Source organism: Brevibacterium aurantiacum, assembly GCF_900169065.1.
Taxonomy (GTDB): Bacteria; Actinomycetota; Actinomycetes; order Actinomycetales; family Brevibacteriaceae; genus Brevibacterium; species Brevibacterium aurantiacum.
Map to the genome: position 1 here is coordinate 102,456 of NZ_FXZB01000003.1, position 21,639 is coordinate 124,094.

Here is a 21,639-nt window from a genome sequence, read left to right on the forward strand (position 1 = left end):
GCCCTCGGAAGTCACCTCGGCGTGGGAAGAAGCAGGAACACATATGAACGGTCCGTTGATCGTGCAGTCCGACCGGACTGTGCTGTTGGAGTCGGGGCATCCCCTGGCCGTCGAGGCGGCTGTGGCGATCGCACCCTTCGCGCAGCTGTCGCGGACCCCGGAATACATCCACACGTACACGATCACCCCGCTGGGGCTGTGGAACGCCCGGGCCAGCGGCCATGACGCGGAGTCCGTCGTCGACGTCCTCCTCGAGTTCGCGAAGTACCCGGTGCCTCATGAGCTGCTCGTCGACATCGTCGACATCATGGACCGCTTCGGCGTGCTCACCCTCGTCGACAATCCGATCCACGGACTGACCCTGACCTCGGCAGACACGGATCTGCTCGCCTCGCTCATCACCCAGCCGGACCTGGTGGGCAAGTTCGGCAAAACCCTCGACGCCGAATCCGTCCTCGTCCACCCGTCGGAACGCGGAGAGCTCAAACATGCGCTGCTGCAGCTGGGCCATCCGGTCTCCGACCATGCCGGCTACGTCGACGGTGAGGCCCACGAGATCGCTTTGTCCGATGACGCCCATGGCGGGCAGTGGCACCTGCGTGACTATCAGAAGGAAGCGATCGACCATTCCCTCAGCGGCGAGTCCGGCGTCGTCGTTCTGCCCTGCGGTGCTGGCAAGACCATCGTCGGAGTGGCCACGATGTCGCGGGTGCAGACGACGACGCTGATCCTCGTGACGAACTCCGTGGCCGCTCGGCAGTGGAAGGACGAAATCCTCGCGCGCACCTCGCTGACCGAGGACGAGGTCGGTGAGTACTCGGGGTCGACGAAGGAGATCCGGCCGATCACCATCGCTACCTATCAGGTGCTGACCACGCGCCGCAAAGGCTCCTACCTGCATCTCGAGCTCCTTGATGCCAAGGATTGGGGTCTGGTCATCTATGACGAGGTCCACCTGCTGCCGGCACCGATCTTCCGTCTGACCGCGAGCCTGCAGGCCAGGCGGCGGCTCGGGCTTACGGCCACTCTGGTCCGTGAGGACGGACGTGAGGACGAGGTGTTCTCCCTCATCGGGCCCAAGCAGTACGAGGTGCCGTGGAAGGAACTCGAGCGCATGGGCTACATCGCCACCGCCTCCTGCCACGAAGTCCGGGTCCGCCTAGACGGAGGAACCCGCACCGCCTATGCCCGTGCCGATGGTGAGGATCGGTACCGGCTGGCTGCGACGTCGGATGCGAAGCTGCCGATCGTGCGTGAGCTCGTCGCCGACCACCCGAAGGCGCAGATCCTCGTCATCGGCCAGTACCTCGATCAGCTCGAAGAGGTCGGGCGCGAACTCGACGCTCCTGTGCTGACCGGTCAGACGCCGGAATCGCAGCGCCAGGAGCTCTTCCGCGACTTCCGGTCCGGCGCGATCCCGGTTCTCGTGGTGTCGAAGGTCGCGAACTTCTCCGTCGACCTGCCGGCGGCCTCCGTGGCGATCCAGGTCTCAGGTGCCTTCGGCTCCCGGCAGGAGGAGGCCCAGCGCCTGGGGCGGATTCTGCGGCCGAAGGAAGACTCCGGATCCGCGACGTTTTACACCGTCGTCGCCGCCGACACCGTCGACGAGCACTTCGCCGCCCAGCGTCGTCGCTTCCTCACCGAGCAGGGCTACAGCTACGACATCGAGGTCCGCTGAGTCAGCCTGCGCCACGTGGCTCAGCACCTGAGCGCCAGGTTGCTGCGGCTCAGACCGAGACGAGCTCCTCGGACGTGACGACGACCTCGCGGGAAGCGACCCGGCGGGCCAGACGCGCCTCGCCCCATTTGATGAACCCGACGCCGGCGACGATGAAGACACCGCCGAAGAGCTGGATGGGTGCGGGCATCTCGAACAGGATCAGCCAGGCGACGATGACGGAGAAGGGCACCTCGATGAGGTTGACGAAGGAGCCGACCGTGGCACCGATGTAGCGCAGGCCGAGGATGCCGGTGATGTAGGCGCCGACGGTGAAGACGACGATCATCGCCATAGGCAGGATCCACGAAACTTTGTAGCCGCCGAAATCGACATCGGCAGCGACCGCACCGGCCGGCATGACTCCCGTGAAGACGATGAGCGACATCGCCAGGGCCCCGACGCCCATGCCCAACCCGGTCAGTGCAACCGGTGGGACGTTGATGGAGTCCTTCGCCGAGACGAGGAAGTAGCTGGCCAGGCAGACCGCAGCTGCAAGAGCCATGACGACACCGAAGATGCTGATATCGGAGTTACGGAGATTGAGGATGAGGACGAGCCCGATCATCGAGACCACCACACCGATGAAGGTCACCGTCGCCGGACGAGTCCGCGTCCGCGCCCAGATCCAGAAGACGATGAGCATCGGTGCGGTCATCTCGAGCAGCAGCGCCACCGCCACGGTGAGATGCTCGACGGCGACGAAGTAGAAGCCCTGGACACCGGCCATCGACACGAGGCCGTAGGTGAGCACAGTCTTCCAATGCCTGCGCACCTCGTCCCAGCGTCCGCGCAGGGCAATGATGCTGGGCACGAGCAGCAGAACGGCCGATCCGGCCAGTCGGATGAGCACGACCGAGCCCGGGGTCCACCCGATCTCATACATCGTCTTCGCGATCGGTCCCGAGACCGCGAAGAAGAATGCCGAGGCAAGCGTGAGGAGAAACCCCATGACGACGGTACGACTCATTCTTGACCTCCTGAAGTGCATGACTGCTGAAACGATGATGGACGCGCTGGTGGAAATGTGATCCGAGTGCGGTGGGAGTGGGGCACATGCCGGCACCCTCGCCGAGGTGGGGCCCAGTCCCGGAGGACTCTGACGTTGGTCTGCCGCCTGAATCCAGTATTGAACACGCCCGTGAAATGAGTCAAGTGCATTTTGGTCCTTACATCGCTGTGGCAGAATGTGCCCACCATGCCTTTTGCCTATGACATTCGCTCGAATCTCACGATGCTCGTCGACCTCCTCAATACCTCCGGAGCACTCGCCGAGGACGGAGACGAGCTGACGACAACCGCCGGACTCCGCCGATTCGCGGCCCGGCACGACTTCTCGGGCCCCATTCGGGCCACGAAATCCGATGTCGATGAGACGCGTCGCCTGCGGGAGAGATTCGCTCTTGCGCTCGACGCGAGCCTCGACGCTGTGACACCTGCCGAGGTCGCGGCGGGCGAAGAGAGCGTCGTCAATGAGGTCAATCTCACACTCCGCGAGGCCAATGCACTGCCCCTGCTCGTCAAGCACGGGGAATGGGACTGGCACCTGCACGGGGTGGGCGAGTCGGCGAGCCTGGCCGATCGCGTCGCCGCCGACGTCGCACTCGTCCTCATCGACCTCATCCGCAGCGGAGACCTCGACCGTCTCGGCCGCTGCGCCGCCGAGGACTGCGACGCCTACCTGGCCGACTTCAGCCGCAACCGCTCGAAGCGCTTCTGCGATACCGGCAACTGCGCGAACCGCACGCACGTGGCCGCATTCCGCGCCCGGCAGGCAGACTCCTGAGAGATCAGCCCCCTGGAACAACGACCGGAGTCCTAATACGACAGCCGGAGCCCCGCCTCGGCGATGGCCAGCGAGCACGCATCGACATTTCTGTGCAATAGACGTGCGCGAGCACATATAACCCTCAATTTGTGGTGGCGTTCCTGTGAACGCATGCGGCACTTCGGTCCCCACGGGACTTTTCTGAGAGTTTTTTAGTGACTCACGTCACATTCGCATTCAGGGAACTGTCAAGCCACTCTCAGAATTGAGCTTCAGACTGGATGCATGACTACAGCAAACGATACCGACATCGAAGCCACACTCCTCGTTGTCGACGATGAGCCCAATATCCGCGAACTCCTCTCGACCAGCCTGCGCTTCGCAGGATTCGACGTCGTCTCGGCTGCCAACGGCGCCGAAGCTCTTCGTCTGGCCGAGCAGACCAACCCCGATCTCCTCGTCCTCGACGTGATGCTGCCGGACATGGACGGCTTCACCGTCACGCGTCGCCTCCGCCAGATCGGCATGAACGCTCCGGTCGTGTTCCTCACCGCCCGTGATGACACCTCGGACAAGATCACCGGCCTGACCGTCGGCGGCGATGACTACGTCACGAAGCCCTTCAGCCTCGAAGAGGTCGTCGCCCGCATCCGCGCCGTGCTGCGTCGGACCCGCAGCCTCGAGGACGAAGAGAACGCCGTCATCATGGCCGGCGATCTCGAACTCGATGACGACACCCACGAGGTGCGTCGCTCGGGAATCCTCATCGATCTCTCCCCCACCGAGTTCAAACTGCTGCGTTACCTCATGCTCAACACCAACCGTGTGCTCTCGAAGTCCCAGATCCTCGACCATGTCTGGGAATACGACTTCGGCGGCGACACCGGAATCGTCGAGTCCTACATCTCCTACCTGCGTCGCAAGATCGATGTCACACCGGAGACTGACGCCGCCGGACACCCTGTCGAGATGGAATGGACGCCGATGATCCAGACCAAGCGCGGTGTGGGTTACATGCTGCGCACACCGGAATCCAAGTAGTCGGACAAGCTCAGGCGCTAGATTACTTACGTGGCAAAAGAATCCCGTCCCACCCGACCCGGCTTCTGGGAAGAATGGTCGCTGACCACCAAGCTGCTGGCCATCATGATGCTGCTCATGCTGCTCGTTCTCTCCGGAACGAGCGCCTGGGTACTCGAGAACCTTCGATACAGTCTCGTCGAACGCACGGATGAGAGACTCATCAATGCTTCGGAGACGCTTGCCAAGCAGGCCTACCAGGATGTGTTCCAGCCTGCCCAGCTGCAGTCGTCTTCGTCGTCGGACAAGAACGAGTCAGCGGACTCGGACGGCAGCGACGGGTCGGATTCCTCCACCGAGACTCCCACCACCATCGATTCGAGTTCCTGGGACGAGCTCAAGACTCTGATGCCTGGTGGCTTCTACGTCCAGTTCTATGACACGGACGGCAAGCCGCTCAGCGATCCTGTGGCTCCGGAGCCTGGTAACAGCCCGGTTCTGCCGAAGATCAACGAGTCGAAGGTCTATGCGCAGGGCGGAGAGCCATTCACCGTCCCCGGGACCACCTCGCAGTGGCGCGCTCGGGCGATGAAAGTTCAGAACACGGACGTGCTCGTTTCGATCGCTGTGCCCTTCGACCGCGAGATCGACAACATCAATGAGCGTGCTCGCAATACGATGATCGGCATCGGACTGCTGGCGCTGGCCATGGTGGCAGGAGTCGGATACTGGGCGATCAACAACACCTTCCGGCCGCTGCGCGACATCGAGACGACCGCCTCACGGATCGCCGCCGGTGACCTGAGTCAGAGGGTGCCGACATTCCCCCGCAACACCGAACTCGGTCGTCTGTCGGGCGCACTGAACACGATGTTGGGGCGAATCGAGGACTCCTTCGACGGACAGACGCGGTCGGAGAAGCGCATCCGCCAGTTCGTCTCCGATGCCTCGCACGAACTGCGCACACCACTGGTCACGATCCGCGGCTATGCCGAGCTCTACCGGCAGGGCGCGATCACGAAATCCGATGACATCGGAAATGCCATGGAGCGGATGGAGTCTGAGGCCAAACGTATGGGCGTCCTGGTCGACGACCTCGTAGTGCTGGCCCGTCTCGATGAGCAGCGACCCGCTGAGATCGGTCCAGTCGACCTCCACCGGATCGCCCGCGACGCCGCCGCCGACGCAGCCGCTCAGGCCCCCGACCGTGACATCAGCTTCATCGGACTCGATGGGGAAGACGCCCAGCCGGTGCCGATGATCAGGGGCTCGGAATCGAAGATCCGCCAGGTCGTCGTCAACCTCGCCGGCAACGCTGTCCGCCACACCCCCGAGCACACCGCCATCGAGTTCGCCGTCGGCGTCGTCGGCGGCCGCGCCGAGGCGAGCGCGGAGTCAGCAGAGGCGTCGAACGGTCAGGACACCGAGTCCAAGACCGGTGCCAACAAGACCGGGGCGAACAAGGCTGCGGCCAAGGACAAGTCCCGCGAGCGCGGATTCGTCACCGGCGGCGTACGCATCTTCCGCCGAGGCGACTCGAACGGCAACGATCAGAACGACGCCCAGGCGCCTGCAGGAATCGTGCCGGATATGACAGCGGCCGGGTCGATCACGGTCGACGATTCGCTGCGCGGATTCCCCAACGGACGAGTCAGGATCGAAGTTCGCGATCACGGCGATGGAATCGACCCCGAGGTTGTACCCCGGATCTTCGAGAGGTTCTACCGCCTCGACGTGTCCAGGACTCGCGATACCGGCGGGTCGGGTCTCGGGCTGTCCATCGTCAAGGCGATCGTAGAGAACCACCACGGTGCGATATCAGTGCACCAGACCCCGGGCGGCGGTGCAACGTTCCGCATCGATCTGCCCATCTCAGAAACTGAAGACAGCGCTCCGGACGCACGAAAGGACGAGCGATGAGCAGCAACGACCCTAACAATCAGGGCAACAACTCCGACTACAGGGGCCGGCACGGGGATCAGGATCACCGTACGTTCCCCACCGATGGCTCACGCGAATCCTCAGACAACCCCCGCAGCTCGGCAGCAGGATCCCAAAGCCCTGCAGACAAGTCCCGCCGTTCTGCCGAGGTCCCCCGTACCTTCCCGAACAACACGACTGGCTCGAGTGGTCCTGCGCGGGTCAGTCCTCCGGTCGCGCCATCGTCCCGTTCGAACAGTTCTGAGCAGGGCCAGACACCGTGGCAGGGTCAGGATCCCAGACAACGTCAGGCTCCGTGGCAAGGCCAGGACCCGAGGCGCAGCCAAGAGTCGGATCCCTCCCAGGTGCAGCCGACTCGTGCTCAACCCCCTGTGAACGCGTCGACCGACCACACCGCGCAATCCGGAATTCCCACCCAATCAGGGGCAGCTGGCTATCAAGGCCAACAGGGTTATCAGAATCCTCAGGGGCAGCCAGGCCAGCAGAGTCAGTCGGGACAGCAGGGCCAGCCTCCACAGGGTCCCGGCGCTGGTGCGAACCAGTCGTACGACGGCACCCAGCCCTATGGTGACACTCAGCGCTACGGCAGCACCCAGCGTTATGATCGCGGCCCAGACAACGGCGTCGGCGGTCACTCCGGCTATCCCTATCCCGGAACCGATACAACCCACGGCGCATCACAGGCTGACCCCAATTCCTCCACTGCCACGAATCCCTACGGCACGCCGTATGCGCAGGGAGCCGGGCAGCCCGGGACAGGGTCTGGCCCAGGCGCAGGTACAGCTGCGGTGGGAGCCGGTGCCGGAGCCGCAGCGGGTGCGGGTGCGGGTGCCGCGGGCGCAGCCGCCTACGGTCACATGGGCAGCCAGCAGAATCACGGCGGCTACCCCCAGACCGGTTCCGCAGGCTTCTACTCCGGCCCCGGCGGCCAAGGAGCCCCCGGCGACCCCAACGGACCCAACGGACCCGGTGGCCCCAATGGACCCGGTGGTCCAGGCCGTCCTTACGGTCCAGGACCGTACGGAGTCGAAGCACCACCTCGGCGAGAGAAGCGAGGACCGGGCTGGATCGCCACCATCGCGATCGCCGCGGTCGCAGCGCTTCTGGGCGGAGGTGCAGCCTTCGGCGGTAGCTACGCCGTCAACGCTCTCGGCGGCGAGGACTCACGCAAGGTCGCTGATCAGACCATCGAAACCCCGGATTGGACCGAGGTCGCCAAGGACACTTCCCAGAGTGTCGTCTCGATCCAGGTCGGCACAAGTGGACAGGTGCAGGGACTGGGCTCAGGCTCGATCTACGATGACCAGGGTCACGTCATCACGAACAACCACGTGGTGGCTCCTGCCGACACACCCTCCGGCGAGATCGCTGTGACGATGAAGAACGGGGGGACGGTGAAAGCAGAGATCGTCGGCCGCGATCCCTCGACGGATATCGCCGTCATCAAACTCGACCAAGTTCCCAAGGACGCAGGTCCACTCCCCGTCGGTGACTCGAAGAAGATGAAGGTCGGAGATCCGGTGATGGCACTGGGCAATCCGCTGGGTCTTGCGGATTCGGTCACCACCGGCATCGTCTCGGCCCTCGACCGGCCGGTCTCTACGGAGAACATCGGCGAGGACGCGACCTCGCAGGAGAAGGAGATGACGATCACGAACGCCATCCAGACGGATGCGGCGATCAACCCCGGCAACTCCGGCGGTCCGCTGGTCGACGGTGATGGCAACTTCATCGGTGTGAATTCCGCTGCGGCTTCGCTGAGCCAAGCCGGCGAAGGAGGCCAGTCAGGATCGATCGGCATCGGGTTCGCCATCCCCTCCTCGCAGGCCGTGATGATTGCCGACCAGCTCATCTCCAGCGGCAAGGCACTGCATCCGTTCCTCGGGATCACGCTGACGGACGGACAGATCAACAGCGGCGGAGCTACCCAGGGCAGCGCGAAAGTGCAGTCTGTGCAGTCCGGGTCACCGGCAGACAAGGCGGGTTTCAAGGACGGCGATGACATCGTGGCCGTGGGCGGAACCAAGGTCAACAATGCCATCGCTCTGCGTGCACTCGTCCGTGCGCAGCCGACGAACACCCCCGTCGACTTCACGGTCGTGCGCGGCGGTCAGGAACAGACGCTGAAGACGACATTGGTCCTGAAGTGATGACATTGATCCCGCAGTAGAGAATCCGTCGGACTTGAGTGCAGAACGCTGTGGATGACGATCTCACTCGGGTGCGTTGAGGGTGTGGACAGCCAAGCGCTATCCACACCCTCTTTCTCTGGGCTTCTGCCTGCGCAGGGCAACCGCGATGCTTAAGTGCCTATCCCGGCGCTTCGTCCCGAGCTCCGGTGTCCCATCGTTAGGAGAAGTCATGAGTTTCGAAGTCGATGCCGAGCGCGTATCGTCCGCTGCCACCGCCACAGCAGGCACCTCCCGCACCCTTGTCGCGGAATCAAACACGATGCTGAGGAATCTTTTGGCCTTGCAGGAGTGTTGGAAGGGTAGTGCGGCACAGAATTTTCAGACGGTCATCAATGAGTGGGAAGGCGCACAGAAGCAGCTGCTCGAATCGTTGACCTCGATCCACGGAGCCCTGAACACCGCAGCTGCGCAGTACTCGGAGGTGGAGGCAGCGAATTCTCGGCTCTTCGCTCCGTAAGCGTCGAGTCATCGACATCAGCCGGCGGCACAGGTCACCGGCACCCGTCGGCGGCTCGAGTCACAGGCACACTGTGACTGCCGAATCCCACCCGGATCGTCTGTTAGAGTTCTCTGTCCGCGTCTGGCAAATTGTCAGCCTTTGTTAGTAGGCTGATAGCGATAGTTCGCGGCGGTGCTGGACGGGTTTCTCCAGGTTCGGAGACGATCGGTCTGCAGCGTCGGGTCAAGACCAATGCAGGAGTCGACTACGGATGAGCATCTTCCAAAGGATCGCGGCGATCTTTGGCGCCAAGGCCAACAAGGCACTGGACAAAGCCGAGAACCCCAATGAAACCCTCGATTATTCATATCAGAAGCAGCTTGAGCTGCTGCAGAAGGTACGCCGCGGTGTTGCCGATGTCGCCACCAGCCGCAAGCGCCTCGAACTGCAGATGACCCAGCTCGAACAGCAGCAGACCAAGCTCAGCGGTCAGGCCCAGAAAGCCATGGAGGTCGGCCGCGAGGACCTCGCACGTGAGGCCCTGACCCGGAAGTCGGGCCTGGACCAGCAGATCACCGATCTGCAGGGACAGCACGAAGGGCTGCAGGGCGAAGAGCAGAAGCTGACTCTGGCATCACAGCGGCTGCAGGCCAAGGTCGATGCCTTCCGCACACGGAAGGAAACGATCAAGGCCACGTACAACGCGGCAGAGGCACAGTCGAAGATCGGCGAAGCCTTCTCGGGCATTTCCGAAGAACTCGGCGACGTCGGACTCGCCGTGCAGCGTGCCGAGGACAAGACCGCTTCGCTCCAGGCACGTGCCGGTGCCGTCGATGAACTGATCGCTTCGGGTGCCCTCGAAGATGTCACCGGTTCCTCGAAGGACGACATCAGCTCGCAGCTCGATGCGCTCTCGAGCGAGAACGACGTCGAGATGGAGCTCAACCGGATGCGTGAGTCCCTGCCGGCTTCGTCGAACAAGCAGCAGCAGTCGCTTGAAGGCGAGGACAAGCAATGATCATCCGCATCATGGGCGAGGGCCAGTACGACGTCGCAGACGTCGACCAGGACCTGTTGCAGAAGTATGACAACCAGGTCGAAGACGCCGTCAACGTCGGCAATGAAGAAGCCGCCAAGAACGCTCTGCAGTCCCTCCACGACTACGTCGTCGGTCACGGCAAGCCCGTCTCCGATGACTATTTGGGTTCGAGCGAGGCCGTCGTACCGTTCGTTGATGCGACCTTGCAGGAGATCACGGAGCTCCTCACCGGTGAAGGCTTCATCCCGGATCCGACCTGATCCGCACTGCTCGATCCACATAGTTTGATATCGCTGACTCCGGCCCGCTGCCTTCACCCGAGGTTGTGGGCCGGAGCTGACTTACCCAGAGAGGACCCACGATGAAGAATCGCTTCGTCAAGGACAACGGACTCACCATGCGCATGGGGTGGACGATATTCCTCAATGGACTCATCTATGTGATCCTCATCCTCGCCATCTGGTGGATGCTCGGCGGCAGCACCGGTGGCGTGATCATTGCGGTCCTCATCAGCGCCGGCGCGTTCTTCTTCCAGTGGTATTTCTCCGACAAGATCGCGATGAAGGCGATGGGTGCACGGGAGGTCTCCCCAGAGGAGGCCCCAGAGCTGCACACCATGGTCGACCGGCTCTGTCAGCTCGCCGATTCGACCAAACCGCGCGTCGCGGTGTCGAACTCAGCCATTCCCAATGCTTTCGCCACCGGCCGTTCGCCGGAGCGCTCGGTTGTGTGTGTGACACGCGGCCTGCTCGAAAAACTCGACCGTGATGAGGTCGAGGTCGTCCTCGCTCACGAACTCTCCCACGTCGCCCACCGCGATGTCACCGTCATGACCGTCGCGGGAGTCACCGGTGTCGTGGCCGCGCTGATGATGCGCGCCGGCTACTACATGAGCTTCGGTCGCTCGAACAACAACAACGGCGGCGTTCCCGTCCAGCTGCTGTTCGTCCTTGTCGGAGCCGTCGTCTACGGCCTCTCATTCCTCCTCATCCGCAGCCTCTCGCGTTACCGCGAACTGGCCGCAGACAGAGCAGCCGCGATCCTCACCGGTGCGCCCTCGACCTTGGCCTCTGCACTGACCAAGCTCAGCGGAGATATGAGCAAGATCCCCGAGAAGGATCTGCGGGCTTCCTCTTCCGCCAATCACTTGGCGCTCATTCCCGCTGCCAGCGGCAAGGCCGCCGTCACGCAGCTCTTCTCCACTCACCCTTCCCTCGACAAGCGCCTGGAACAGCTCGCAAAGATCTCCGGGCAGCTCTCACAGCAGCAGTGACGATCACTGTGCTGACCTCAACCGCACCGACCGACATCCACTAGGAGTTTCATGGGTTTCTTCGACGCGCTGTTGGGCCGTTCCAAACCGAAGCGGGCCAACCTCGACGACCTCTTCGCACTTCCTCCCGCCGCTCTGACGCTCGAAGCCGCGACCGGCTTCAAACCCACCGGCGTCGGGGCCGTGGCGTTCCGACAGGTCGAGGGTGCGGCATTTCAGACCGCTGAGTCCGAGAGCATCGCCCTCATCAGCTCCGACCCGGCCGCGAACGTGTCACAGCGCAACGACGGTTTCGGCTACACCTGGCAGGTCGTCTCCGACACCGACGCCGAGGTGGTCAACCTCGTGACCAATCTGCACGCCGTGAACTCGGCTCTGGTCAGCCAGGGCTTCGACACGATGCTGTTGTGCTCAACCGTCTACTTCGCCAACCCGGATGGGCGCCGCCTGGCGCTTGTCTACCAGTACAAGCGCGGCACGTTCTATCCGTTCGCGCAGTCGGGCCCCAAGCAGCGCGACAACCCTCTGGAGATTCAGATCCGCGGTGTGCTGGCCAACGAACTCCCGTTCGAAGAAGACACGTCGCGGTGGTCGGCGCTGTGGGACGCACCGGGCCTCAACGACTCACCTGAGTCGAACGCACAGCGCTGAGCCCCGAGCGCCCTCGAGATCAGCCAATAGGAATCAGACAAGGCAGAAGGGACGTCCCCGCGGGGACGTCCCTTCTGCCTTGTCAGTACCAGTTCAGAGACCGCTGAAACGCTGGTCCCTGTGTCCTAGTCGGTTGCAGTGACCTCTTCGGTTGAGACCTGGATGACTTCGCCCAGGGCTTCGACCGTGTCTCCGGGACGGATCGTGGCACCTCGGCGAGTTTCGACCTCACCGTTGACCACAACTTCACCGTCGGCGATCATGTCTTTGGCCATCGCGCCGTGTTCGGCGACACCGTGGAGTTTGAGCAGCTGACCGAGTTTGATCGAATCGCCGCGAATCTCGATCGTCTCCATCAGAAGATATCTCCCAGATCGAATCCGTCGCCGCCGAAGAGACCGCCGCCATCGCCGCCGTCGCCTCCACCGAAGAATCCGCCGCCGTCTCCGCCAGCATCGCCGCCTCCGGCGTCACCACCGGTCGCGTCACCGCCGACGTTGCCGTCCCAGCCACCGCCGCCCATGCCACCGAACATCATCGACCCCATGAGCACACCGGGCAGAAGTCCGGAGCCTGCATAGGAGTTGAAGTATCCACGGTTGTATTCGGCGTAGGCCGGGCCTGCTTCCCAATAGGCACGGCGAGTGTGTCCGTCACCGGTCACGACCTTGCGCACCGCAGGTTCGGCACCCACGGCCACGCGCTCGGCGTCGGCTGCACAGACGGGAACTGGTCGCAGCTGTCCACCGGCTGGTGCCCAGTCGATGTCCTCGACCGAGGGGCCGTGCTGCGGGTTGAAGAAGCATGGTGGGCGGCGTACGGGAAGCGGCTTTCCGTCAACGCGGGCCCGCAAGCACTTGGCGGCGTAGCGACCGTCTTCGAGAGCCTCGGTGACATGGCGGATGTCAGAGGGCTCGTCGACGTTGTCGAGCGTCTCCTTCGCCACATCGTAGGAATCCAGTGCCTGTTTGTAATCCTGCGAACCGCCGGTGTCGAGTTCGACTCCGGCAGTGAGGATATCGAGTTCGGCGACTTCCTCGCCGAAGGACGTGACGTCTTCTTCAGCGGTCTTCGTCACCTGACGGAGCTCAGCGTCGGCGAGCTCCTTCTTTCGGTGCTTTTCCTTGCGGTAGCTCACGAAGAAAATGGTGCCGAGCACCACGAGTATTATCAGGAATACTGCTCCCACGATCTATGCCTCCCAGCAAAACGAGTCACTCCACAGTATGCCGGATGAGTCTGACAAGGGACTGAGCCGAAACCTTGTATCCGCTCAGTTGGCAGGCCCAAATCCTGGGTCCTTGACCGGCATCCCTCGCGGCGTCCATCTCACTCATGCCAGGTGGCTGAGACCTTTGACGAGGGTCGCAGTTCCACCGCCGAGGGCGAGGATGATCATAGCGATTCGCGCAGTCGAGGATTCGATCTTCTTCGACAGCCAGTCACCGCCGACCAGCCCGGCGACGAGCACCGCTGCGATCCCGATCCAGGTCGGTGCCGCCAACTGCGGCCAGGAGCCGTGATCGAACACGGCCTTGAAGATGACCGCCGAGGTGGTCCCCACGACGAGGAACGGCTGCAGAGTGGCGGCGAACTTCCGCTGTTCCCATCTCGTCAGCACAGCATAGGCACTGACGGCCGGCCCGCCTGCCCCGGCAGCGGCCGACATCGTTCCGGAGAGGAATCCGGTAGTGAATTTGGTGCCGAAGTTCGCCGGCATCGTCTTACCGATCCGGCCGATGATCATGGAGCTGATGAGGGAGACGATGATGAGCAGTCCGATGAGAATCTGCAGAGGTGGGGCCGGAAGAGCCGCAGCCAGGAGAGCGCCCGGGACCGTGCCGACCACGGCACCCAGCGACAGCTTCCAGAACGAGCCCCACTCAACCTCGCGGAAAGTGCGAACGAAGACGGTGCCGCTGGCGACGATGCCGCAGATGTTGACGAGCACGACACCGGAGAACGGGTCGAGCAGAAGCACGAGGAACGGCCCACTGACCAGGCCGAATCCCATACCCGTGACCCGCTGAGATACTGCCCCGAGGAACACCGCGAACAGGATGAGCACAATGACGGGTTCCATTTGCTCAATTCTAGTTCAAGGCTCATATCTGGGCGGGGTTACAGTAAGAGTCATGAATGCCTCGCCCCTGTGGTCCCGATTCAGCGCTGATCCCCGCGCTTACCGACAGGTGCGCGCTTCTGACGCTGATCGCGCTGTCGTGACCGATGTGCTGTCCGAGGCGTATGCGCTGGGTCAGATCGATGCGGAGGAATTCGATGAACGCAGTGAGGCAGCCAACCGTCTGAAGACTTTGGGAGAGGTGCCCGAGCTCGTGCAGGACCTCATCATCGCCGAGGCGGGCGAGGTCGAACCCGGAGAACTCGACGATTCCGCTCGCGCCCAGGCTCTGGCCCGGTTGGATGGCGATCGTGTCCCGATCACTCCTGAGCAGATCGATGCCGCCGCGCAGAAGTACTACCGGGACCGAGTCCGGAACGCACTATTGGGCATGTTCGCCGGTCCTGCCGGCATCACTCTCGCAATCTGGGCCTTCACCTCATTTGCGTCGGGCGGGCTCATCTTCTTCTGGCCGATCTTCATCATCCTGCCGATGCTCTTCGGCGCGATCTCACAGATCTCCAACAAGGAGAGCCTCATCCGCAACCGGAAGCGCGAGCTGACGAAGCGGGCCAGAGCGCACCTCGGCGATGCTGAAGCCAAACGCGAGCTCGAAGAGCGCAGGAACGACGGTGACGATGACGAGGACCCCGAGGACACGTTCGGCCACGGGCTGCAGCCACCTCACCCTCTGGCTCCGCCCTTCTCACCGGGACGAGACTCACCACATGATGAGATGCGCCGACGACGCGAAGAGCGTCGCCGCAGACGCCGAAACCCCTGGGACTGAAGCACAAACAAACGTCCGCTGGCAGGGCAGCGCACCCGTCAGGACAGCACTCCCGTCAGGGCTGGAAGACCCGGATCTGAGCGAATTCCTCGGCCTTGTTGGTGCGGAACCAGAAGGTGTGTGAGAAGTGCAAGATGTCCTCACCATCGCTCGATTTCTCCCACTGCCCCCATGCCGCGGCGGCCTTGCCGTGGGTGATGGCGGCCTCGAGATGACCGGCCACGGGATTCGAGGCTGCCAGCCCCAGCAGAGCGGCGAGGACCTCATCACGACCAGTGCTGGTCGCGACTCCCCCGTTGCCGACGATCTGGAGGATGCAGTCCTCATCGACCACCTCGGCGAGGGCTTCCCTGTCACCGTTGAACAGGTTCTCCTCGAACCGGGCCACGAACATGTTCTTCGGACTGTTTCCACACGATTCTGTGCCAGTGAAGTTCATACCGGCCAGGCTACGGCACGTCTCTCGAACCGAAAAGAGCCGTGCCGGCACCCTTTCGGGTACCGGCACGGCTCTTCGAGCGAGAAGGGCTGATCAGAAGCCCATGCCGCCCATTCCGTCCATACCGGCAGCAGCTGCGTCAGCACCTGGTGCAGCCTTCTCAGGCTTGTCGGCGACAACCGACTCGGTGGTCAGGAACAGACCGGCGATCGAGGCGGCGTTCTGCAGAGCAGAGCGGGTCACCTTGACCGGGTCGTTGATGCCAGCGGCCAACAGGTCCTCGTACTCACCGGTTGCGGCGTTGAGGCCGAATCCGGGCTCGAGGTTGGCGACCTTATCGGCAACCACACCGGATTCGAGGCCGGCGTTGGTGGCGATCTGCTTCAGCGGAGCTTCGATGGCAACCTTGACGATGTTGGCACCGGTTGCTTCGTCACCCTCGAGTGCGAGGTTGGCGAAGGCAGTCTTGCCCGCCTGGATGAGCGAGACGCCGCCACCGGCGACGATTCCCTCTTCCACAGCAGCCTTGGCGTTGCGCACTGCATCTTCGATGCGGTGCTTGGTTTCCTTGAGCTCGACCTCGGTCGCGGCTCCGGCCTTGATGACTGCAACGCCGCCGGCCAGCTTGGCCAGACGTTCCTGCAGCTTCTCGCGGTCGTAGTCCGAATCCGAGTTCTCGATCTCGGCACGGATCTGTGCGACCCGGCCTGCGATCTCCTCGGCGTCTCCGGCACCTTCGACGATGGTGGTCTCGTCCTTGGTGATGACAACCTTGCGGGCGGTGCCCAGCAGTTCGGTGGTCACGTTGTCGAGCTTGAGCCCGACTTCCTCGGACACGACCTGACCACCGGTGAGGATGGCGATGTCGGCCAACTGAGCCTTGCGGCGGTCTCCGAAGCCAGGAGCCTTGACGGCCACGGACTTGAAGGTGCCACGGATCTTGTTCAACACGAGAACCGCAAGAGCTTCGCCCTCGACGTCTTCAGCGATGATGAACAGCGGCTTGTTGGACTGCTGAACCTTCTCAAGGACGGGCAGCAGATCCTTCACGTTCGAGATCTTGGAGTTGACGATGAGGATGTAGGGATCCTCGAGGACAGCTTCCTGGCGATCTGTGTCGGTCACGAAGTAACCGGAGATGTAGCCCTTGTCGAAGCGCATACCCTCGGTCAGTTCGAGCTCGAGTCCGAATGTGTTGGACTCTTCGACGGTGACGACGCCTTCCTTGCCGACCTTGTCGATGGCCTCGGCGATCAGTTCACCGATAGCAGGATCTCCAGCGGAGATACCGGCGGTAGCGGCGATCTGTTCCTTGGTCTCGATGTCGATGGCGTTCTCAAGCAGCACACCGGTGACGGCTTCAACAGCCTTCTCGATGCCGCGCTTGAGGCTGAGTGGGTCAGCACCGGCTGCCACGTTGCGCAGGCCTTCGCGGACGAGAGCCTGAGCAAGAACTGTAGCTGTGGTGGTGCCGTCGCCTGCGACGTCGTCAGTCTTCTTGGCGACTTCCTTGACGAGCTCAGCGCCGATCTTCTCGTAGGGATCCTCGAGTTCGATCTCCTTGGCAATGGAGACACCATCGTTGGTGATGGTGGGAGCGCCCCACTGCTTTTCGAGCACGACATTGCGGCCACGGGGTCCAAGGGTTACCTTGACCGCGTCCGCAAGCTGGTTGAGACCTGCTTCGAGTCCCCGACGAGCTTCTTCGTCGAATGCAATCATCTTTGCCATAGTGGCTTAGATCCTCCCTGATGGAGTGGAGTGGGATTCCAGAGCAGTCGTCAACGCCCGCGACGGCAGAGAGTGGGTCCGCATGTTCCATTCCACATATGGACCACGCTCTCGAGACAACTGATGAGAAACCCAGTGGTTTTCACCAGTACTAGATTTAGCACTCTCCCCATGCGAGTGCAAATATTGCGCGTTCCCGGGGCCTTCGAATCGGGTGGATTCCGCGGGATTGTGCGGTTCGGCCCAGCGCGAAACTTCAGTGCCGTCCACTGCGTGGACCGCTGTGCGCCAGACAACTGAAAAGCGCCAAGCAGTTGCCTGCTTGGCGCTTTCCCCGCTCGGAGGGATTCGGGCTCTCACCGTCTTCCCGCCGCAGCGGATCAAAAGACTTTACGTACGTGAGTCTCAGAGGAGGGTGACGGATTCCGCCTGAGGACCCTTTTGTCCTTCTCCAACTTCGAACTCAACCTGCTGGCCCTCTTCGAGAGCGCGGTAGCCGTCCATCTGGATTGCGCTCCAGTGAACGAACACGTCCTGGTTGTTGCCTTCCAGGGTGATGAATCCGTAGCCCTTTTCGGCGTTGAACCATTTGACGGTACCTTGTGCCATTACTTCTCCATACAGTGCAGTGTCATTGACATTCCGTCACCCCATTGCGACCGGTCTGGCCGCGCCGCGGACAACGGAAGCTAGTAAAACTCAACCGACCCCGCGATTTCTCTCATTGACCTCTAGAGAATGATCTCGGTGAAGCACGAATAGAACACAAGGGCAGTGCTTGCCTAGCTGATGCAACTCTACCCCAGCGCCGCACAGGTCCTCCGGCCGCTCAACACTGTTACCAATTCGTTATCAAGGTGTTTTCGACGGCGTCATTTCCGGTACGAAACCTTCGTCGATCACCGACTTCACCGGCGTGAATGAGAAATGCGCTGCTGGAAACAACAACGAGCTGGCGCGTGGGCCTCAGCCGTTGTTGTCGGTAGCCCCGGCCGAGCCGGAATCTGCGCCGCCTTCGGCCGAATCTCCCTCGCCGGAGCCGCCTTCGCTGGGCTCGGGTCCGCGCTCGGCGATGTCGGAGCAGATGACGACGGTGATGTCGGCGTCGAAGTCCGTCGAGGCTTCCGTGGCCTCGATTCCGAGTGCGTCGGCGACCATCTTCGCCTGAGATTTATTCGACTCGTCCGAGTAGTAGACCGTGGAGACGCTCAGCCCGGTCGAATAGTTGCCGACCTGGCCGATGCCCCAGCCCTTCTCCTCCACTGCTTCGGAGAACTTCTTCGCAACTCCGGAGACTCCCGAACCATTGAGTACGTCAACTTTGAGGTCCGAATCGGCGACGCTGACTTCGCTTTCACTCGGCGATGGGCTCGCCGAGGCGGTCTTATCGGATCCGGAGTCGGCAACGTTGTCCTCGGGGTCCTTCATCGAAGACGTGATGATGTTGATGGCCGCGACGACGAGCAGAACGGCAACGAGTGCGAGGATGATGACCAGCGCGATGGCACCGACGTTCGATTGCGCCGAGGAGTCCTGTCGATGGGCTCCACTGCGTCGTCCGGGTTCGATCTCGTCGAATTCGTCAGTCATGTCTACCTCGAGACGCGGGCTTGTGCACGTTCGCTCTGCCGCGTAGTGCGGATGCGACGCAGGCGTTTGACCAGCATAGGGTCACTGGCAAGTGCGGCAGGGTTGTCGAGCAGGGAATTGAGGATCTGGAAGTAGCTGGTGGCAGACATGTCGAACCTCTCACGGATCGCGTGATCCTTGGCTCCACCGTACTTCCACCACCGCCGCTCGAACTCCAAAACGGACACCTCGAGCTCACTCAGTTCGGGGGCGCCTTGGTTCTGCGGCATAGAGGTTGTGCTCCTTCGAGAAGAATCGTTGCTTCTATATTATCGCCCGGAGGACAGGACTGAAATTCCCGGCGCGCCGTCGCTGCCCTGCGGGCGCGGATTCATGCGTCTCTCGGCGCCTTCTTCCGGCACCTTCCACCTCCGGGGGATCTCCTGGTTACCCCGTGGGAAGCAGCCGACCCACCCTGCTGCAGGCGGCTCACCACAGTGGGTGAACCGGCCGCAGCCGAATGGGTCGACAGTGCTGCTGCGACGGTCCTTGGCGGATCGCCGGTCAGATTCGGGCTGCACAGATATGTGCTGGTCAGCGGATGCGGATGTTGACCTGCTTGATCTGGGTGAAGCCTTCGAGCATGCCCTCGAGCGAGGCCTCGCGGCCGAAGCCTGAGGTCTTCATGCCGCCGTAGGACTGTCCGGCGAGCTGTCCGCCGCCCTGGTTGACCTGGACCCAGCCGGACTCGATCCGGTTGGCCATGGTCAGTGCGGCATCGACGTTCCTTGTGAAGACGAAGGCAGCGAGACCGAACTCACTGTCATTGGCCATGTCGATGACCTCGTCGACGTCCTTCCAGGGAATGACCGAGAGGACGGGCCCGAAGATCTCCTCCTGGCTGGTCTGCCATTCGTTCTTGGCCTTGGAGAAGATGACCGGTGCGTGGTAGAAACCGGGTTCGCCGACCTCGAGTGAGTCCGAACCGTCGTAGGCGATCTCGACGCCGTCCATCGACTTGCCCATCTCGATGTAGTCCGAGACCTGGTTGTACTGCTTCTCGTTGATGATGCAGCCGATGTCTGAATCCTCGTTGCGAGGGTCACCGACCTTCATCTTCGACACAGCGTCGACGAGCTTGCCCAGGAAGTCGTCGTAGATGTCCTCGTGCAGGAACAGGCGTGAACCCATCGTGCAGGACTGGCCCTGACGTGCGAAGCGGGTCGAGAGCAGCACCTGCTGGAGGGTGTCGTCATCGTTGGAGTCGGGGAAGACGATGTTGGGGCTCTTGCCGCCGAGTTCCATCGAGGAGTGGGCGAGGCGTCCGCCTGCCAGCTCGGCGACGTGACGGCCGACGTTCGTCGAACCGGTGAACGAGACCTTGTCGACGTCGGGGTGGACGTTGAGCGCCTCGCCGATGACCGAACCCTTGCCGGTGACGACGTTGAGGACGCCTGCCGGCAGAATGTCGGCCAGCAGCTCAGCCATCTTCAGAATCGTCAGCGGCGCATCCTCGGCGCACTTGAGGACGATCGTGTTGCCTGCGGCCAGTGCGGCCGGTGTCTTGAAGGCCGCGATCATCAGCGGCGAGTTCCAGGGCAGGATTCCGGCGACGACACCCAGCGGCACGCGCTTCGTGTACTGCAGCTGTCCGTCACCAGCAGGCAGGGTGTTGCCCTTGACCTCACCTGCGACACCGCCCATGTAGCGGAACAGGTCGGCCAGGATGATCGTCTCCGGGCGTGCCTGGGTGCGGATGGCATTGCCGGTGTCTATCGCTGTCAGCTGGGCCAGCTCCTCGGAGCCGGCTTCGAGTGCGTCCGCGCAGCGGATGAGCATCTTCTGGCGTTCCTTGAACGGCAGCGCGGCCCATTCGGGGAAGGCCTTCCGGGCGGCCTTGACGGCGCGGTCGGCGTCTTCTTCCTTGCCATTGGCCACAGTGGCGATCACGACGTTGCGATCGATGGGGGTGATGACGTCTTTCCTGTCACCGTCGGCAGCTTCGACCCATTCTCCGCCGATGAACATCTTCCAGTTCGTGGCCTCGGGAAATTGCGACATTGTGATCCTTTCACCTACATAGCTCTCCGCTGAACTCTCTCCGACGAGCATATCGCCTGCCCCCATCCGAAAAGAATGGCGGAGCAGTAGGCGATGATGCACACCTCGTCTGCGTTGCGTGCACATCGGCACCCACCTTCGCACCATCGGTAGAATCGCGGCCATGACGTCCACCGCTGAGCTCACGAACATCATGTCCCCCGACTGGGCCGCCGCACTGTCCGACCAGGCCGAACGCATCCACGCCATGGGCGATTTCCTGCGTGAGGAGATCGCCGCCGGGCGCAGCTACCTGCCCAGCGGTGACAAGGTGTTCCGTGCCTTTGCCGATCCCCTCGCCGAGGTGAAGGTGCTCATCGTCGGACAGGATCCCTATCCGACGCCCGGACATGCGATCGGTCTGTCCTTCGCCGTCGATCCCGATGTGCGCCCACTCCCCCGGTCACTGAAGAACATCTACAAGGAGATCGAGGCGGACCTGGGCATCGAACCAGCCGCCCATGGTGATCTGCAGGCCTGGTCGCGGCAGGGGGTAATGCTGCTCAACAGGGTGCTCACGGTGTCCACGGGCGAACCTGCATCCCACCGCAGACGCGGCTGGGAGGCCATCACCGAAGCCGCGATCGCGACACTCGTCGACCGAGATCAGCCGCTTGTGGCAATACTGTGGGGCCGGGATGCGAGGAACCTCGCCCCCATGCTGCAATCGGGTCGCTCCGAGGTCGCCATCATCGAATCCGCGCACCCCTCACCATTGTCTGCCAGCAGGGGCTTCTTCGGTTCCCAGCCGTTCTCCCGTACGAATGAGCTGCTCGAGCAGAAGGGCCTCGCGCCCATCGACTGGGGCCTCCCGGCCCAGAATTGACTCCTCCCGGCCCAGAACTGAC

The 21,639-nt window shown here is 62.7% G+C and carries 22 protein-coding genes; 12 read left to right on the top strand and 10 right to left on the bottom strand.

The window, feature by feature from the left end; genetic code table 11:
• Positions 1 to 43 precede the first annotated feature (43 nt).
• Complete coding sequence (locus tag BAUR9175_RS03140; protein WP_009881894.1) at positions 44 to 1,678, top strand: DNA repair helicase XPB; 1,635 nt, start codon at positions 44 to 46, stop codon at positions 1,676 to 1,678.
• 49 nt (positions 1,679 to 1,727) lie between these two features.
• On the opposite strand, the gene BAUR9175_RS03145 is transcribed toward BAUR9175_RS03140, so the two are convergent.
• Complete coding sequence (locus tag BAUR9175_RS03145; protein WP_035278244.1) at positions 1,728 to 2,687, bottom strand: EamA family transporter; 960 nt, start codon at positions 2,685 to 2,687, stop codon at positions 1,728 to 1,730.
• Positions 2,688 to 2,915: 228 nt separating this feature from the next.
• Between BAUR9175_RS03145 and BAUR9175_RS03150 the strand changes: the two genes are divergently transcribed.
• From BAUR9175_RS03150 to pspAB, 9 genes are all read left to right on the top strand, one after another.
• Positions 2,916 to 3,503 (top strand): CGNR zinc finger domain-containing protein, encoded by a 588-nt coding sequence (locus tag BAUR9175_RS03150; RefSeq protein WP_101582964.1) that lies wholly within the window; start codon positions 2,916 to 2,918, stop codon positions 3,501 to 3,503.
• A 267-nt stretch (positions 3,504 to 3,770) separates the two neighbouring features.
• On the top strand, positions 3,771 to 4,526 hold the full coding sequence (locus BAUR9175_RS03155) for a response regulator transcription factor (protein WP_009881891.1): 756 nt from the start codon (positions 3,771 to 3,773) through the stop codon (positions 4,524 to 4,526).
• Positions 4,527 to 4,556: 30 nt separating this feature from the next.
• On the top strand, positions 4,557 to 6,425 hold the full coding sequence (locus BAUR9175_RS03160; protein WP_101582966.1) for a sensor histidine kinase: 1,869 nt from the start codon (positions 4,557 to 4,559) through the stop codon (positions 6,423 to 6,425).
• Positions 6,422 to 8,596, top strand: a complete 2,175-nt coding sequence (locus BAUR9175_RS19310) for a S1C family serine protease (RefSeq protein WP_180959199.1) — start codon at positions 6,422 to 6,424, stop codon at positions 8,594 to 8,596. The genes BAUR9175_RS03160 and BAUR9175_RS19310 overlap by 4 nt, the downstream gene beginning before the upstream one ends.
• Before the next feature lie 211 nt (positions 8,597 to 8,807).
• Entirely contained in the window at positions 8,808 to 9,095 is a 288-nt protein-coding gene (locus BAUR9175_RS03180) for a WXG100 family type VII secretion target (RefSeq protein WP_009881886.1), read from the top strand.
• Positions 9,096 to 9,348: 253 nt separating this feature from the next.
• On the top strand, positions 9,349 to 10,095 hold the full coding sequence (locus tag BAUR9175_RS03185; RefSeq protein WP_009881885.1) for a PspA/IM30 family protein: 747 nt from the start codon (positions 9,349 to 9,351) through the stop codon (positions 10,093 to 10,095).
• A complete protein-coding gene (gene pspAA / locus BAUR9175_RS03190; protein WP_009881884.1) occupies positions 10,092 to 10,376 on the top strand; it encodes a PspA-associated protein PspAA in 285 nt (94 codons plus the stop codon). The genes BAUR9175_RS03185 and pspAA overlap by 4 nt, the downstream gene beginning before the upstream one ends.
• A gap of 101 nt (positions 10,377 to 10,477) precedes the next feature.
• On the top strand, positions 10,478 to 11,389 hold the full coding sequence (gene htpX / locus BAUR9175_RS03195) for a zinc metalloprotease HtpX (protein ID WP_009881883.1): 912 nt from the start codon (positions 10,478 to 10,480) through the stop codon (positions 11,387 to 11,389).
• Positions 11,390 to 11,440: 51 nt separating this feature from the next.
• Entirely contained in the window at positions 11,441 to 12,040 is a 600-nt protein-coding gene (pspAB, locus tag BAUR9175_RS03200; protein ID WP_009881882.1) for a PspA-associated protein PspAB, read from the top strand.
• A 125-nt stretch (positions 12,041 to 12,165) separates the two neighbouring features.
• Here the strand turns inward: pspAB and BAUR9175_RS03205 are convergent, their stop codons facing one another.
• From BAUR9175_RS03205 to BAUR9175_RS03215, 3 genes are all read right to left on the bottom strand, one after another.
• Complete coding sequence (locus BAUR9175_RS03205; RefSeq protein WP_009881881.1) at positions 12,166 to 12,396, bottom strand: RNA-binding S4 domain-containing protein; 231 nt, start codon at positions 12,394 to 12,396, stop codon at positions 12,166 to 12,168.
• Entirely contained in the window at positions 12,396 to 13,199 is an 804-nt protein-coding gene (locus BAUR9175_RS03210) for a hypothetical protein (protein ID WP_240516205.1), read from the bottom strand. The genes BAUR9175_RS03205 and BAUR9175_RS03210 overlap by 1 nt, the downstream gene beginning before the upstream one ends.
• Positions 13,200 to 13,373: 174 nt before the next feature.
• Positions 13,374 to 14,123, bottom strand: coding sequence for a TSUP family transporter (locus tag BAUR9175_RS03215; RefSeq protein WP_009881878.1), 750 nt, complete (start codon positions 14,121 to 14,123; stop codon positions 13,374 to 13,376).
• Positions 14,124 to 14,175: 52 nt separating this feature from the next.
• On the opposite strand from BAUR9175_RS03215, the gene BAUR9175_RS03220 reads away from it, so the two are divergent.
• Positions 14,176 to 14,952, top strand: coding sequence for a DUF1707 SHOCT-like domain-containing protein (locus BAUR9175_RS03220; RefSeq protein WP_009881877.1), 777 nt, complete (start codon positions 14,176 to 14,178; stop codon positions 14,950 to 14,952).
• Positions 14,953 to 15,007: 55 nt separating this feature from the next.
• On the opposite strand, the gene BAUR9175_RS03225 is transcribed toward BAUR9175_RS03220, so the two are convergent.
• The 6 genes from BAUR9175_RS03225 to BAUR9175_RS03250 form a co-directional block, all read right to left on the bottom strand.
• A complete protein-coding gene (locus BAUR9175_RS03225) occupies positions 15,008 to 15,391 on the bottom strand; it encodes a hypothetical protein (protein WP_069600858.1) in 384 nt (127 codons plus the stop codon).
• Positions 15,392 to 15,484: 93 nt separating this feature from the next.
• Positions 15,485 to 17,122, bottom strand: coding sequence for a chaperonin GroEL (gene groL / locus BAUR9175_RS03230; protein ID WP_101582968.1), 1,638 nt, complete (start codon positions 17,120 to 17,122; stop codon positions 15,485 to 15,487).
• 405 nt (positions 17,123 to 17,527) lie between these two features.
• Positions 17,528 to 17,731 (bottom strand): cold-shock protein, encoded by a 204-nt coding sequence (locus BAUR9175_RS03235; protein ID WP_009881874.1) that lies wholly within the window; start codon positions 17,729 to 17,731, stop codon positions 17,528 to 17,530.
• A gap of 357 nt (positions 17,732 to 18,088) precedes the next feature.
• Positions 18,089 to 18,712: a LytR C-terminal domain-containing protein gene (locus BAUR9175_RS03240; RefSeq protein ID WP_009881873.1), complete on the bottom strand. Its 624-nt coding sequence runs from the start codon at positions 18,710 to 18,712 to the stop codon at positions 18,089 to 18,091.
• A gap of 2 nt (positions 18,713 to 18,714) precedes the next feature.
• The gene (locus tag BAUR9175_RS03245; RefSeq protein ID WP_009881872.1) at positions 18,715 to 18,981 is read right to left on the bottom strand and encodes a DUF3263 domain-containing protein; all 267 of its coding nucleotides are present in this window, start codon (positions 18,979 to 18,981) and stop codon (positions 18,715 to 18,717) included.
• A gap of 304 nt (positions 18,982 to 19,285) precedes the next feature.
• Entirely contained in the window at positions 19,286 to 20,752 is a 1,467-nt protein-coding gene (locus tag BAUR9175_RS03250) for an aldehyde dehydrogenase family protein (protein ID WP_009881870.1), read from the bottom strand.
• 163 nt (positions 20,753 to 20,915) lie between these two features.
• Here BAUR9175_RS03250 and BAUR9175_RS03255 point away from each other — a divergent pair, with 163 nt between their 5' ends.
• Complete coding sequence (locus BAUR9175_RS03255; RefSeq protein ID WP_029416622.1) at positions 20,916 to 21,617, top strand: uracil-DNA glycosylase; 702 nt, start codon at positions 20,916 to 20,918, stop codon at positions 21,615 to 21,617.
• The last annotated feature ends 22 nt before the right edge of the window (positions 21,618 to 21,639 follow it).